This is a genomic window from Streptomyces sp. NPDC001135, from assembly GCF_053598395.1.
In genome coordinates this window covers 227625-241684 of sequence record NZ_JBSFKD010000003.1, presented here as the reverse complement: position 1 = coordinate 241684, position 14060 = coordinate 227625, and the positions used below count along the sequence as shown (strand labels likewise).

Annotated in this window: 9 protein-coding genes and 1 tRNA gene; 2 read left to right on the top strand and 8 right to left on the bottom strand. The window is 71.7% G+C overall.

The genetic code is table 11. The features are described from left to right. Window positions 1-17: 17 nt before the first annotated feature. Window positions 18-206, bottom strand: coding sequence for a ferredoxin (locus ACWC94_RS06365; protein WP_450795221.1), 189 nt, complete (start codon window positions 204-206; stop codon window positions 18-20). A 191-nt stretch (window positions 207-397) separates the two neighbouring features. Next, window positions 398-877, bottom strand: a complete 480-nt coding sequence (locus tag ACWC94_RS06360) for a hypothetical protein (RefSeq protein WP_450795220.1) — start codon at window positions 875-877, stop codon at window positions 398-400. Window positions 878-1080: 203 nt separating this feature from the next. Here ACWC94_RS06360 and ACWC94_RS06355 point away from each other — a divergent pair, with 203 nt between their 5' ends. Beyond that, on the top strand, window positions 1081-1563 hold the full coding sequence (locus ACWC94_RS06355; RefSeq protein ID WP_450795219.1) for a hypothetical protein: 483 nt from the start codon (window positions 1081-1083) through the stop codon (window positions 1561-1563). A 450-nt stretch (window positions 1564-2013) separates the two neighbouring features. After that, complete coding sequence (locus ACWC94_RS06350; RefSeq protein ID WP_450795218.1) at window positions 2014-6078, top strand: nSTAND1 domain-containing NTPase; 4065 nt, start codon at window positions 2014-2016, stop codon at window positions 6076-6078. A 191-nt stretch (window positions 6079-6269) separates the two neighbouring features. Here ACWC94_RS06350 and ACWC94_RS06345 read toward each other — a convergent pair. From ACWC94_RS06345 to recF, 6 genes are all read right to left on the bottom strand, one after another. Beyond that, window positions 6270-6346, bottom strand: a tRNA-Ile gene (locus tag ACWC94_RS06345). A 123-nt stretch (window positions 6347-6469) separates the two neighbouring features. Continuing rightward, the gene (locus tag ACWC94_RS06340; protein WP_450795217.1) at window positions 6470-7207 is read right to left on the bottom strand and encodes a DUF3566 domain-containing protein; all 738 of its coding nucleotides are present in this window, start codon (window positions 7205-7207) and stop codon (window positions 6470-6472) included. A gap of 18 nt (window positions 7208-7225) precedes the next feature. Further along, a complete protein-coding gene (gyrA, locus tag ACWC94_RS06335) occupies window positions 7226-9823 on the bottom strand; it encodes a DNA gyrase subunit A (protein ID WP_450795216.1) in 2598 nt (865 codons plus the stop codon). A gap of 42 nt (window positions 9824-9865) precedes the next feature. Continuing rightward, a complete protein-coding gene (gyrB, locus tag ACWC94_RS06330) occupies window positions 9866-11935 on the bottom strand; it encodes a DNA topoisomerase (ATP-hydrolyzing) subunit B (protein WP_450795215.1) in 2070 nt (689 codons plus the stop codon). A gap of 374 nt (window positions 11936-12309) precedes the next feature. Then, a complete protein-coding gene (locus ACWC94_RS06325; RefSeq protein ID WP_450795214.1) occupies window positions 12310-12870 on the bottom strand; it encodes a DUF721 domain-containing protein in 561 nt (186 codons plus the stop codon). Continuing rightward, window positions 12867-13988 carry a DNA replication/repair protein RecF gene (gene recF / locus ACWC94_RS06320; RefSeq protein ID WP_450795213.1) on the bottom strand — a complete coding sequence of 374 codons (1122 nt, stop codon included), beginning with the start codon at window positions 13986-13988 and terminating at the stop codon, window positions 12867-12869. Before recF ends, ACWC94_RS06325 begins: the two co-directional genes overlap by 4 nt. Window positions 13989-14060 lie beyond the last annotated feature (72 nt).

The following is a 14060-nucleotide window of genomic DNA, read 5'->3' as shown; positions in this document are numbered from 1 at the left end:
GGTGGCCGCCCGCCGCGTCACTCACCGAGCAGAATCGCCTGCGAGGGGCACTTCTCGGCTGCTTCCCTCACCCGCGGGTCGTCGGCGGACTCCGCCCGGCCCGGCCGTACGACCCCGTATCCGTCCTCGAACGCGAACACGTCCGGCGCCCGGTGCGCGCACTCGGCCGAGCCGTAGCACAGGGCGCGGTCGACGGAGACCTTCATGCGTCCTCCAGTCGTCGACGACCCCGGCCGACGGGTCCGGCCGCGGGTCGACTCGGTGACCTCCAGGACGTCCCTGCCCGCCGACACCCGGCCCGAACCGATCACCGCCCACCCGTCTTGCCCACAGCCGCACCGCCCACCCGCCGCCGCCCCGCCCGCGGCCGGCCGGCCCTGCCGCCCCTACCTCCCCCCTACCGCTCCCCGCCCGCCAGCGAGAGCCAGTGGGCCACCCGGCGGACCGTGGGTTCGTCGAGCAGGTCGGTCATGGCCCGGACCGCCTCACCGTCCTCGGCGCTCAGGTCGTACAGGCCCGCCTTGCTCAGACCGGCCATGAGCACCTGGTGCCGGCGGTCGGTCATGCGTTCCGCGAGTTTGGCCGGTCCGCCGGGGCCGGGCGCGGGCCGGCCGGCCGTGGCGGCGGGGACGGGTTCCCTGGCCGCGGCCGGGGTGTCGTAGAGGCGCCAGGCACCGTCCCCGGGCCCCCACAGCGCGACCGTCGCCTCCTCACCACGCGCCCGCACGGTCTGGGTCATGTCCGCGACGGCGTACAGCACGGGATCCCGGTCGGGCGACTCGGCGGCCACCGTCCAGGAGTCCCGCGCGGGCTGGTGGAACATCGCGACCCAGCGCGGAGCACCGGGCGGTCGCGGGCACGGGGGACGCTTGTGCATGTCACTCACCCCTTCGGGAACAGCCGGAACCAGCCCCTGGGGAACCACGGGCGGGACGACCATAACTGACGCCCCGTCAGATAACCAGTCCACCGGGCCACCGCGGCCGGCCCCGTGCTTCTGGCCTCTTCGCGGCCGACGTGGCACCCTGCCCGCACCCCGGAGCGGGGGTGCGGTGTCGTCCCGGACGAGGGAGGCCGAGGATGAGCGGACGGGAAGAGGCGGCGGCCGGACCGGTCACCGGCGCCGAGGCGTTACGGGGGCTCCACGCGACCCGCGCGCACAGCGCCCACGGCCGCGCGGTCGCCGCGTGCCGGTACGCCGGTGTCGGCGAGGACGCGGCCGAGGCCGTACCGAGGGACCCCGTCGGCCGGGCCGCGAGCGCGCTGCGCCTGTCGGCCGAGTCGCTCGCCGCACTGACCGCGAGCGCCCCGGACCCGGCGGCGGACGCCCGCTGCGCCCGCAACACCGCCGCGACGGCGGCGCTGGCCTCCCAGGTGGCCTCCCAGCTGGCCTCGACTCGGGGCAGCGCCCACAGCACTGACAGAGCTGACGGCACCGGCAGCGCCGCGGTGTCCGCCCCGGCCTCCGCCACGGCCCTGCGCGCGGCGCTCGCGGCGTCCCGGGCCGCCGCGGTCGCCGCGGTCGCCGCCAGCGGCAGTGCGCGGGGGCGGGACGCGACCTGAACGCCTTGGCCGAGGAGGCCGAGCGGCACGCCGTGGCCACGGCCCGAGCGGCCGGCTGGCTCGGCGCCCACACGGCGGAAAGCCGCGGAAAAGGCTGAGAAACCGGAGAAGTCCGAAAAAGCCACACCCCCCGCCCGCCGGCACCGGTCCCTCCCCTCGTGGGGACCGGTGCCGGGCGGGGCGAGGTGCCGGCCCGTGCCGCGTCGGCTCGGCGCGGGTCGAAGTTGGCCGAGATGAGCCGGTGCCAGGAGCTGTCTCTCCGAGCACAGGTCCGTGGCCTGTCCGGACGGTGTACCAGGGGTCCGCTGACGGGTCCGGATCCTGCCATCTGTTGCCCGCACCGAGGAGGCCTCAGCACCCCTGCCCCGTGCTTATCCGCAGGTCAGACGTATAAGGTGGGTTTTCCGGTCCGGACGTCCAGACGCGGGGGGAAAGTAAAGGGGTGGGACCTTGAGTTCCGACTCAGGGACACGCACAGCTTTCGCCGAGCGGCTCGCGCTGCTGTACAAGGAGGCTGGAAATCCTCCCCTGAAGAGCGTCGCCGAGGCGGTCGTACGGCTGCAGCGGGTCGACGAGCGCGGGCGGCCGGTGCGGGTGTCCGCCCAGCGGATCAGCGACTGGCGCCGGGCCAGGAACGTACCGGCCCAGTTCACCGCCCTCGCGGCGGTCCTGCACATCCTGATCCCGGAGGCACGGCGGCTGCGGCCCGCGCCGGTGTCCACGGGCCTGTACGACCTCGCGCACTGGCAGCGGTTGTGGGAGCGCGCGCTGGCCGACCCGGTCGGCGACCGGCCCGCACCGCCCGCCGAGGAGAACCGGCCGCCGCCCGCCCAGGCCCCGCCCGTCGCCGGCGGCGTGTGCCCCTACCGCGGCCTGGCGCCGTACCGGCAGGAGGACGCCCGCTGGTTCTTCGGCCGGGAACGCAGCACGAGCGCGCTCGTCGCCCAGCTGCGCGCCGCGGAGCGGACCGGCGGCCTGGTGATGCTGGTGGGCGCCTCGGGAGCGGGGAAGTCGTCCCTGCTCAACGCCGGCCTGGTCCCCGCAGTCCGCGGAGGCGCCCTGCGCGACGGCCAGGGCACGGGCGCAGCGCTCCCCGCCCCCGGGGACGGCACCGCCGACTGCGTGCTGCACCTCGTCCCCGGTGCCGATCCCCTGGGTGAGCTGGTTCGCCGTGTCCCCGACCTCGGTGCCGTCGCCGCCGACGCCCGCCGCGCCGAGCGGGAGGCCATGGAGAACCCGGCGGTTCCCGGCTCCGACTCCCCACGCGTGGCAAAGGCGGCGCGCGAGGCCGTGGCGCAGTGGGCGCGCCGCGAGGGGAGCGGCGTGTGCCGGCCGGTCGTGATCGTGGACCAGTTCGAGGAGACGTTCACCCTCTGCCCCGACGAGGCGGACCGGCGTACGTTCCTGCAGCTCCTGCACGCCGCCTGCACCCCGCCCGCCGGCCCGGACGGGCCCGCCCCGGTGCTGGTCGTCCTCGGCGTCCGCGCCGACTTCTACGAGCAGTGCCTCGGCTACCCGGAACTCGCCGACGCGCTTCAGCACCGGCACATGGTGCTCGGCCCGCTGACCAGCGCCGAACTGCGCGAGGCGGTGACCGGACCGGCCAAGGCGGTGGGGCTGGAGCTGGAACCGGGGCTCGCCGAGCTGATCGTCCGCGAGGTGAGCGCGGACGGACCGCGCGGCGCGCACGACGCGGGCGTGCTGCCGCTGCTGTCGCACGCCCTGCTCGCCACCTGGCAGCGCCGCAAGGCCGGACGGCTGACACTGGCCGGCTACCGGGCGGCGGGCGGGATCCAGGGAGCCGTCGCGGCGACCGCCGAGCGTGCCTGGTCGGGACTGGACCCCGCGGCCCGTACGGCCGCCCGGCTGCTCCTGCTGAGGCTGGTCAGGCTGGGCGAGGACACCCAGGCCACCCGGCGGCGGGGCACCCGGCGGCAGCTGGCGCAGGAGTCGGCGGACCCCGGCAAGACGGAGGAGTCCCTGGAGGCCCTCGTACGGGCCCGGCTGGTGACGCTGGACGCGGACACCGTGGAGATCACCCATGAGGCGCTGCTGCACGCCTGGCCCCGGCTGCGGCACTGGATCGACGACGACCGGGGCGATCAGCTGCTGCGCCAGCGGCTGGAGGAGGACGGCCGGGCCTGGGAGGACTCCGGCCGGGACAGCTCGCTGCTCTACCGGGGGTCCCGGCTGGAGCAGGCCCGCAGCTGGGCGAGGTCGGCCGGGGACACGTATCTGACCCGCAGCGCGGTGGAGTTCCTGGCCGCGGCGGTCCGGCTGCGCAAGCGCTCGGTGTGGGTCAGCCGGGCCGCGGTGGCGGCGCTGGTCGTGCTGGCCCTGGTCGCGGGCGGTACGGCGGTGATCGCCTGGAAGCAGCGCGACGACGCCGTGTTCGAGCAGGTGGTCGCCGAGGCCGACCGGGTCGAACACACGGATCCGTCCCTGGCCGCCCAGCTCGACCTGGTCGCCCATCGGCTGCGCCCGGACGACAAGGGGACGTACAGCAGGCTGATCTCGATCGGGAACGCGCCGCTGGCCACTCCGCTGTCCGGTCACACCGGTGCCGTCTACCTCACCTCGTTCAGCCCCGACGGCAAGACCCTGGCCACGGCCAGCTACGACCGGACCGTCCGGCTGTGGAACGTGGCCGACCCGCACCGCCCCCAGCCCCTCGGCAAGCCGCTGACCGGCCACACCAGCTGGGTGAGCAGCGCCGTCTTCAGCCCGGACGGGCACACGCTCGCGAGCGCCGGCGACGACGGCACGATCCGGCTGTGGGACGTGACCGACCCCGCCCGCCCGGCGCCGATCGGCAAGCCGCTCACCGGCCACCGCGGCACGATCTACCTGATCGCCTTCAGCCCGGACGGACACACCCTGGCCTCGGCCGGCGAGGACCACACGGTACGGCTGTGGAACACGGCCGACCCGCACCGGGCGCGGCAGCTCCAGGTCCTGCGCGGGCACACCGCCGCGGCGCGCAGCCTGGCGTTCAGCCCCGACGGCCGCACTCTCGCGGCGGGCGGCGACGACGACACGATCCTGCTGTGGAACACGGCCGACCCGCACCGGCCGACGCCGTACCGCACGGCGCTGAAGGGGCACACGGACATCGTGCACTCGGTGGCGTTCAGCCCGGACGGACATACCCTGGCCAGCGGCAGCGCGGACGACACCATCCGGCTGTGGAACGTCACCGACCCCGCCCGGCCGACCGCGCTCGGCTCCCCGCTGACCGGCCACGCCGCACCGATCTGGTCGGTGGCCTTCAGCCCGGACGGCAGCAGGCTGGCCGCCGCGAGCGCGGACAGCACGGCGAGCCTGTGGAACGTCAGCGACCCCTCGTCCCCGTCGCAGGTCGGAGAGCCGCTCGCGGGCAGCAGCGGGGAGATGTACGCCCTGGGGTTCAGCCCGGACGGGCGGACCCTGGCCACCGGCAGCGGCGACAGCAAGGTGCGTCTGTGGTCGCTGCCGACCTCGGACATCATCGGCCGCACCGGCGCGTTCCGGCCGGACGGACGGGTCCTGGGCACGGCGGCACGGGACGGCAGGCTCCGGCTGTGGAACGTGACGCGGCCCGACCGGCCGGTGCCGCTGAGCAGGCCGTTCATGCGGGGCGACGCCGGCCATCGTGCGCTGCGGTTCTCCCCCGACGGCCGCGTCCTCGCCGTCCTCACCTACGACCATGCGGTGTACCTGTGGAACGTCAGTGATCCGTCCCACCCGGTCGCCACCGGATCGCCCATCGCCCTGCGCACGCGCTTCGCGGGACCGGCCACGATCGCCTTCAGCCCGGACGGCCGCACCCTGGCCACCGCCTACGACGACACCACCGTCCGGCTGTGGGACATCACCGACCCCGCGCACCCCGCCGCGCTCGGCAAGCCGCTGACGGGCCACCGGGGCTACGTCAACGCGATCCTCTTCAGCCCCGACGGCCGGACCCTCGCCTCCGGCAGCGCGGACAGTACGGTCCGCCTGTGGAACGTCACCGACCCGGCGCGGCCGACCGCGCTCGGCCGGCTCACGGACCACTCAGGACCGGTCAACGCGATCGCCTTCAGCCCGGACGGGCATGTTCTGGCCAGCGGCAGCGACGACGACACGGTCCGGCTGTGGAACGTCGCCGACCCCGCCTCGGCGACCGCCCTGGGCGCGCCGCTCACCGGCCACACCGAGGCGGTCAAGCTGCTGACGTTCGGACCGGACGGGCATGTTCTGGCCAGTGGTGGCAACGACAACACGGTCCGGCTGTGGGACGTCACCGACCCCGCCTCGGCGACCCCCATCGGCCAGTCGATGAGCCCCAACGCCAGGTCCGGCACCTTCCTGACGTTCAGCGGCAGGAGCAATGTCCTCGGGCTCTCCAGCGGCACCGACACGGTCCGCCTGTGGAGCCTGGACGCCGACGCGGCGATCGAGCACATCTGCGCGGCCACGCGGGGCGTACTGACCCCGCGGAAGTGGCACGAGTACCTGCCCCGCCTCTCCTACGACCCGCCGTGCGGTCCCTGATCGGCCAACCTGACTTATTCCTGTCCGACTTCCCCCGCCAGGCGCTCAGGCTTGTTACCCTTGGCCACAGCCCGATCGCTGGTGCATCCCCCGTCGCCAGCGGTCGGGCCTTTTCTGTTCTCGTTCCGCTCCCGGCCGGGGCCCTCGAACGCCGAAGACCCCCAGCCGATACCGGCTGGGGGTCTTCGAACTGGTGGGGCTAACAGGATTTGAACCTGTGGCCTCATCCTTATCAGGGATGCGCTCTAACCAACTGAGCTATAGCCCCGCCGCGCTGTGCGGTGTGTGTCCCGCGCGCTGACTCCTGAAGATTAGCGCACGACCACGTCAGTCCCAAAATCGGTTGTCGGGGGACCGTCAGGTCAGGGGCCCGCGGGGCGTGGGAAGGGGGTCACTCGTCCTCCGCCAGGGTCAGTTCGATGCCGCCCACGAAACCCGCGGAGAGGTTGTAGATGAACGCGCCGAGCGTCGCGAGCGCCGTGGCCAGGACCACGTCGATGACCGCGATGATCGTCGTGAACGTCAGGACGTGGGGGAGCGACAGGAACGCCTGGAGGTCGAATCCGTTCGCCTCGTTCGAGCCGGTCGCCTCCGAGATCGTGCCGCCCACCGTCGAGAACACGCCCATCGCGTCCATGACCATCCACAGCACCGCCGAGGCGACGACCGTGCAGATGCCGAGCGCGATGGAGAGCAGGAAGCTGACCTTCATCACCGACCACGGGTCGGCCTTGGCCACGCGCAGCCGCGCCTTACGGGTACGCGGGGCCGTGCGCGCGCCGGTACGGGGCCGGCGTACGGCGCCGGCCGGGGCCTGCGCCGGATAGGCCTGCGGCGGGTGGTACGGCCCGGCGGGCTGCTCCGGGCGCCGCTCACCGGGGAGCGGGGACGACGGCTGCTTGGCCTCGCCGGCCGCGGCCGGGCCTCGGGTGTCCGTCACAGTGCCCCCCTGGGGTCCAGACGTGCCGGAGGAGTCCGTTCCGGACGCCTGCACCGGCTTGAGGTTGGTCGTGTGCGGGTCGGTCACGCTCCCCGCACCCGTGCCGTTCGTGGCGGAGCCACGGCCGCCGCCGTCCGTTTCCGTACCCGTGGAGGTACCGGCCGATCCGGCGCCCGTGGCTCCGCTCACGATGACTCACTCCTCGTGCTACTCGGCCGAGGGTGCCTCACCCTCGTCCGTGCCGGTGGTCGCGGCACCTTCGGCGGTCTCGTCCACGGCCACGTCGCCGTCGACTTCCTCCGCCTCGCGCCCCGCCTCGGCGTTACGTGCGATACCGACCACGGCATCGCGCTTGCCCAGGTTGATCAGTTGGACGCCCATGGTGTCACGGCCCGTCTCCCTGACCCCGCTGACTCGCGTGCGAATCACACCGCCGGAGAGGGTGATCGCGAGGATCTCGTCACTCTCCTCGACGATCAGCGCGCCGACGAGCGAACCGCGGTCCTCCACGATCTTGGCGGCCTTGATGCCGAGGCCGCCGCGGCCCTGGACGCGGTACTCGTCGACGGCGGTCCGCTTCGCGTACCCACCGTCGGTGGCAGTGAACACGAACGTACCGGGTCGAACAACATTCATCGACAGAAGTTCATCGCCTTCGCGGAAACTCATTCCCTTGACGCCGGACGTGGCGCGGCCCATCGGGCGCAGGGTGTCGTCCGAGGCGGTGAACCTGATCGACTGTGCCTTCTTGCTGATCAGAAGCAGATCGTCGTCCGCGGAGACGAGTTCGGCACCGATCAGTTCGTCGTCCGTTCCGTCCTCGCGCTCACGCAGATTGATCGCGATCACACCGCCGGAGCGAGGCGAATCGTAATCCTTCAGAGGCGTCTTCTTGACCAGACCGGACTTGGTGGCCAGCACCAGGTACGGCGTCGCGTCGTAGTCACGGATCGCCAGGATCTCGGCGATCGCCTCGTCCGGCTGGAAGGCGAGCAGGTTCGCCACGTGCTGCCCGCGCGCGTCCCGGCCGGCCTCGGGCAGCTCGTACGCCTTCGCCCGGTACACCCGGCCCTTGTTGGTGAAGAACAGCAGCCAGTGGTGGGTCGTGGAGACGAAGAAGTGGTCGACGATGTCGTCTTCCTTCAGCTTCGTGCCGCGTACGCCCTTGCCGCCGCGCTTCTGCGCCCGGTAGTCGTCCGTCTTGGTCCGCTTGACGTAGCCGCCGCGCGTGACCGTGACGACGATGTCCTCCTCGGCGATCAGGTCCTCGATGGACATGTCGCCCTCGTACGGGATCAGCTTCGTCTGACGGTCGTCGCCGTACTTCTCGACGATCGCGGCCAGTTCCTCGCTGACGATCCCGCGCTGGCGGACCGGCGAGGCGAGGATCTCGTTGTACTCGTTGATCTTCGCCTGGAGTTCGTCGTGCTCCTGGACGATCTTCTGCCGCTCCAGGGCCGCCAGACGCCGCAGCTGCATCTCGAGGATCGCGTTGGCCTGGATCTCGTCGATCTCCAGCAGGCCCATCAGGCCCGTGCGCGCGACCTCGACGGTGTCGCTGCGCCGGATCAGCGCGATGACCTCGTCGATGGCGTCCAGGGCCTTGAGGAGGCCGCGCAGGATGTGGGCGCGCTCCTCCGCCTTGCGCAGCCGGAAGCGCGTACGGCGGACGATGACCTCGATCTGGTGCGTCACCCAGTGGCGGATGAACGCGTCCAGGGACAGCGTGCGCGGCACACCGTCGACCAGCGCCAGCATGTTGGCGCCGAAGTTCGTCTGCAGGTCGGTGTGCTTGTACAGGTTGTTCAGCACGACCTTGGCGACCGCGTCCCGCTTCAGGACGATCACCAGGCGCTGACCGGTACGGGACGAGGTCTCGTCGCGGACGTCCGCGATGCCGCCGATCTTGCCGTCCTTCACCAGGTCGGCGATCTTCTGCGCCAGGTTGTCCGGGTTGACCTGGTACGGCAGCTCGGTCACCACCAGGCACTGGCGGCCCTGGATCTCCTCGACCTCGACCACCGCGCGCATCGTGATGGAGCCGCGCCCGGTGCGGTACGCCTCCTCGATGCCCTTGCGGCCGACGACGAGCGCGCCGGTCGGGAAGTCGGGGCCCTTGATGCGCTCCATGAGCGCGTCGAGCAGCTCCTCGTGCGAGACCTCGGGGTTCTCCAGGTACCACTGGGCACCGGCCGCGACCTCGCGCAGGTTGTGCGGCGGGATGTTGGTCGCCATGCCGACCGCGATACCGGCCGAGCCGTTGATCAGCAGGTTCGGGAAGCGGGCCGGAAGAACGGTCGGCTCCTGGGAGCGGCCGTCGTAGTTGTCCGTGAAGTCGACGGTCTCCTCGTCGATGTCCCGGACCATCTCCATCGACAGCGGCGCCATCTTGCACTCGGTGTAGCGCATCGCCGCCGCCGGGTCGTTGCCCGGCGAGCCGAAGTTGCCGTTGGAGTCCACCAGCGGCATCCGCATCGACCACGGCTGCGCGAGGCGCACCAGCGCGTCGTAGATCGAGGAGTCGCCGTGCGGGTGGTAGTTGCCCATGACGTCGCCGACGACACGGGCGCACTTGTAGAAGCCGCGGTCGGGGCGGTAGCCGCCGTCGTACATCGCGTACAGCACGCGCCGGTGGACGGGCTTGAGGCCGTCCCGGACGTCGGGCAGCGCACGGGACACGATGACGGACATCGCGTAGTCCAGGTACGAGCGCTGCATCTCCGTCTCGAGCCCGACGGGCTCGACACGCAGGACGGTCTCGCCGCCCTCGGTCTCAGGGTTTTCCGGAGTGTTCTCGTCGGCCATTGCTGGTGAAGATCCTTCCTGGTGCGGTCAGCTGAGACCGACTCAGATGTCGAGGAAGCGGACGTCCTTGGCGTTGCGCTGGATGAACTGGCGGCGCGCCTCGACGTCCTCGCCCATCAGGACCGAGAACAGGTCGTCGGCCTGGGCGGCGTCGTCCAGGGTGACCTGGCCGAGGACCCGGTGCTCCTGGTCCATCGTCGTCACGCGCAGCTCCTCGGCGTTCATCTCGCCGAGGCCCTTGAAGCGCTGGATCGAGTCCTCACGGACGCGCTTGCCGCGCTGGCGGCCCATCTCGATCAGTGCGTCGCGCTCGCGGTCCGAGTAGGCGTACTCCACGTCGTCCCGGCCCCACTTGATCTTGTACAGCGGGGGACGGGAGAGGTACACGTGCCCGGCCTCGACCAGCGGCCGCATGAAGCGGAACAGGAAGGTCAGCAGCAGGGTGCTGATGTGCTGGCCGTCGACGTCGGCGTCCGCCATCAGGATGATCTTGTGATAGCGGAGCTTCTCGATGTCGAAGTCCTCGTGCACACCCGTGCCGAAGGCCGAGATCAGCGCCTGGATCTCCTGGTTCTGCAGGATCTTGTCGATCCTGGCCTTCTCCACGTTCAGGATCTTGCCGCGGATCGGGAGGATCGCCTGGTACTGCGGGTTCCGGCCGGACTTGGCCGAGCCGCCGGCGGAGTCACCCTCGACGATGAAGATCTCGCACTTGGTGGGGTCGTTCGACTGGCAGTCGGAGAGCTTGCCCGGCAGGGACGCCGACTCCAGCAGGCCCTTGCGGCGGGTCAGGTCGCGCGCCTTGCGGGCCGCCACGCGCGCGGTGGCCGCCTGGATGCCCTTGCGGATGATGTCGGCGGCCTCGACCGGGTTGCGGTCCAGCCAGTCGTTGAGGTGCTCGTAGACCGCCTTCTGCACGAAGGTCTTGGCCTCCGTGTTGCCCAGCTTGGTCTTCGTCTGGCCCTCGAACTGCGGCTCGCTCAGCTTGACCGAGATGATCGCGGTCAGACCCTCACGGATGTCGTCACCGGTGAGGTTGTCGTCCTTCTCGCGCAGCAGCTTCTTGTCGCGCGCGTACTTGTTGATCAGGCTGGTGAGGGCCGCGCGGAAGCCCTCCTCGTGCGTACCGCCCTCATGCGTGTGGATGATGTTCGCGAAGGAGTACACGCCCTCGCTGTAACCGCTGTTCCACTGCATGGCGACCTCGAGGGACAGGCTCTTGTCCCTGTCCTCGGCCTCCAGGTCGATCACCGTCGGGTGGACGACCTCCCCCTTGCGGGAGTTGAGGTACTTCACGAAGTCGACGATGCCGCCCTCGTAGTGGTACGTGACCGACTTGACCTCGGCCTTCTCGTCCGCGCCCGCCTCGTCCGCACCGCTGGTGGCCTTCGCCGACTCGCGCTCGTCGGTGAGCCGGAGCGTCAGGCCCTTGTTGAGGAAGGCCATCTCCTGGAAGCGCCGCGACAGCGTCTCGAAGGAGTACTCGGTGGTCTCGAAGATGTCGGGGTCGGCCCAGAAGGTGACCGAGGTACCGGTCTCGTCCGTCGCCTCGTGCTGGGCGAGCGGGGCCGTCGGGACGCCGAGCTTGTAGTCCTGCGTCCAGCGGTGGCCGTCGGTCCTGATCTCGACGGCGACCTTCGTGGACAGCGCGTTCACGACGGACACACCCACACCGTGCAGACCGCCGGAGACGGCGTAACCGCCGCCGCCGAACTTGCCGCCCGCGTGCAGCACGGTCAGCACGACCTCGACGGCCGGCTTGCCCTCGGAGGGCACGATGCCCACCGGGATGCCACGGCCGTTGTCGACGACCCGGACACCCCCGTCGGCGAGGATCGTGACGTCGATCGTGTCCGCGTACCCGGCCAGCGCCTCGTCGACCGAGTTGTCGACGACCTCGTACACCAGGTGGTGCAGACCGCGCTCGCCCGTGGAACCGATGTACATGCCGGGCCGCTTGCGGACCGCGTCCAGCCCTTCGAGCACGGTGATGGCGCTGGCGTCGTACGAAGCCGAGGCGGTGGCCTCGGCGTTCACGCCGGCGTCGGTGGACGGGATGTTCTCGTTGGGGTTGCCGGAATCGGCCACGAAGCGCCCTTTCTGGCACAGCACGAGCCGGGCTCGGCGGCAGGTTGCCGGAGCGGCTGCGGCATGTTGCGTTGGTAAGCCTTGATCAGCGTTGCTCAGCTTTTCCCGGGCGGTCCCCACAATGGGGCGGGATTGTCTTCCAGTCTACCGGTAGCTCTGACATCGATGGGGGTTTGCCGGTACCTGAGTCCCCATGTGCCGCCCTGAACCGACCTCGACCGGGTCCCGATATGCGGATGGGGGCTCCGAGGGGCTCACAGCGGCACTCAGCGCTTCGGGCCGTCAACCCTTGGCTACCGGGGGGTCGGATGGCGATCCGCCCGTGCCGCGACGGCTCCGCCCACCTGTGATACGGCGCCGCGCCGACGGCACTGCCTCCCCCTCGGACGTGATGTACGTCACCCGTACGTATCGCCGGGCCCGGAGCTCCCCGGAGCCCGCAGCGGGCCGTAGCGGCGGGCCGGTCCGCCCGGATTGAGCACCTTGATCATCCGCACGGTGCCGTGCCCCAGGTCCTCGTTGAGGCGGGCCACCAGCGCGGGCGCGAGGTGGCGCAGCTGGGTCGCCCAGGCCGTCGAGTCGCAACTCACGACCAGCACGCGCTCGTCCTCGTCGTACCGCTGCGGCACGCAGTGCTTGGCCAGGTCCTCGCCGACGATCTGCGGCCAGCGGCCCATCACACCACCCACCGCCGCGGGGGCCTCCCAGCCGCGCTCGGTCAGCAGCCGGTTGATCGCGGCACCCAGCGCCATGGGATCGCGCCCGTCGGCGCGCGCGCCGGAGCGCAGGCCACCGCCCCGCCGCGCCTGCCTCTTCTGCCGCGCCGCGTCACCACGCGCGCGTGCCTGTTCCTTCGCCGCGCGCAACGCCACGCGCGCGAGGTCGACACCGGACGGTTCCGGAGCCTTCTTGGCGGTGGGTCCGGGGGCGTTCTCCGCAGCGGGTCCGTCGGTGCTCATACGCGCTCCACCGTCCCGCCGGCCACGGCGTACCGCGCCCCGGCCAGCACATGCGGTACGTCGTCGTCCACGGCCGCGGTGACCAGCACCTGCTCGCCGGGCGCGACCAGCTCGGCCAGCCGCTCGCGGCGGCGCGTGTCCAGCTCGGCGAAGACGTCGTCCAGGACCAGCACCGGCTCGTTGCCCTCGGCCCGCAGCAGGTCGTAGGAGGCCAGCCGCAGGGCGAGCGCGTAGGACCAGGACTCGCCGTGCGAGGCGTACCCCTTGGCCGGCAGCTGACCGAGTTTGAGAACCAGATCGTCCCGATGGGGCCCCACGAGGGTGACCCCGCGCTCGATCTCCTGCTTGCGCGCCTCCGCCAGAGCCGCCATCAGCTGCGCGTAGAGATCCTCGCGCGCGTGGGCCTCACCGGGCGCGGACGGCTTGTACTCCAGCGCCAGCGGCCCACCGCCGGGCGCCAGCTGCTCGTACGCCTTGTCGGCCAGCGGCTGCAGCGCGGCGATCAGGTCCAGCCGCTGCGCGAGCAGCTCGGCGCCCGCGCGTGCGAGGTGCTGGTCCCACACGTCGAGGGTGGACAGATCCATGGACCGCCCGCCGTGCCGACGTGCGAGAGCGGCCGTCTTGAGCAGCGTGTTGCGCTGCTTCAGGACGCGGTCGTAGTCGGACCGCACACCGGCCATGCGCGGCGACCGGGCCGTGATCAGCTCGTCGAGGAACCGCCGCCGCTCCCCGGGATCCCCCTTGACCAGCGCGAGGTCCTCCGGCGCGAACAGCACGGTCCGTACGATCCCCAGCACGTCCCTCGGCCTGACCTGCGAGGACCGGTTGACGCGGGCCCGGTTGGCCCTGCCGGGGTTCAGCTCCAGCTCGACCAGCTGCTGCCGCTCCCCCTGGCGGACCTGCGCCCGGATGACGGCGCGCTCGGCACCCATGCGGACCAGGGGGGCGTCGGAGGCGACCCGGTGGCTGCCGAGGGTGGCGAGGTACCCGACCGCTTCCACCAGATTGGTCTTGCCCTGCCCGTTCGGGCCGACGAAGGCGGTGACGCCCGCATCGAGCGGAACCTCGGCCCGGGCGTACGAGCGGAAGTCGGCCAGCGAAAGATGCGTGACGTGCATGGTCGTTCCGCCGGCCTTCCCCAGAGTGCTGATGGACTGTGGATCCCGGGGCCCGCGGGGCGGCCCTGTGGA

Coding starts and splice junctions, on each gene's coding strand:
- ACWC94_RS06325 (WP_450795214.1), bottom strand. CDS start 12,870: ATGAGCACCGACGGACCCGCTGCGGAGAACGCCCCCGGACCCACCGCC.
- ACWC94_RS06360 (WP_450795220.1), bottom strand. CDS start 877: ATGCACAAGCGTCCCCCGTGCCCGCGACCGCCCGGTGCTCCGCGCTGG.
- ACWC94_RS06365 (WP_450795221.1), bottom strand. CDS start 206: ATGAAGGTCTCCGTCGACCGCGCCCTGTGCTACGGCTCGGCCGAGTGC.
- ACWC94_RS06355 (WP_450795219.1), top strand. CDS start 1,081: ATGAGCGGACGGGAAGAGGCGGCGGCCGGACCGGTCACCGGCGCCGAG.
- gyrA (WP_450795216.1), bottom strand. CDS start 9,823: ATGGCCGACGAGAACACTCCGGAAAACCCTGAGACCGAGGGCGGCGAG.
- recF (WP_450795213.1), bottom strand. CDS start 13,988: ATGCACGTCACGCATCTTTCGCTGGCCGACTTCCGCTCGTACGCCCGG.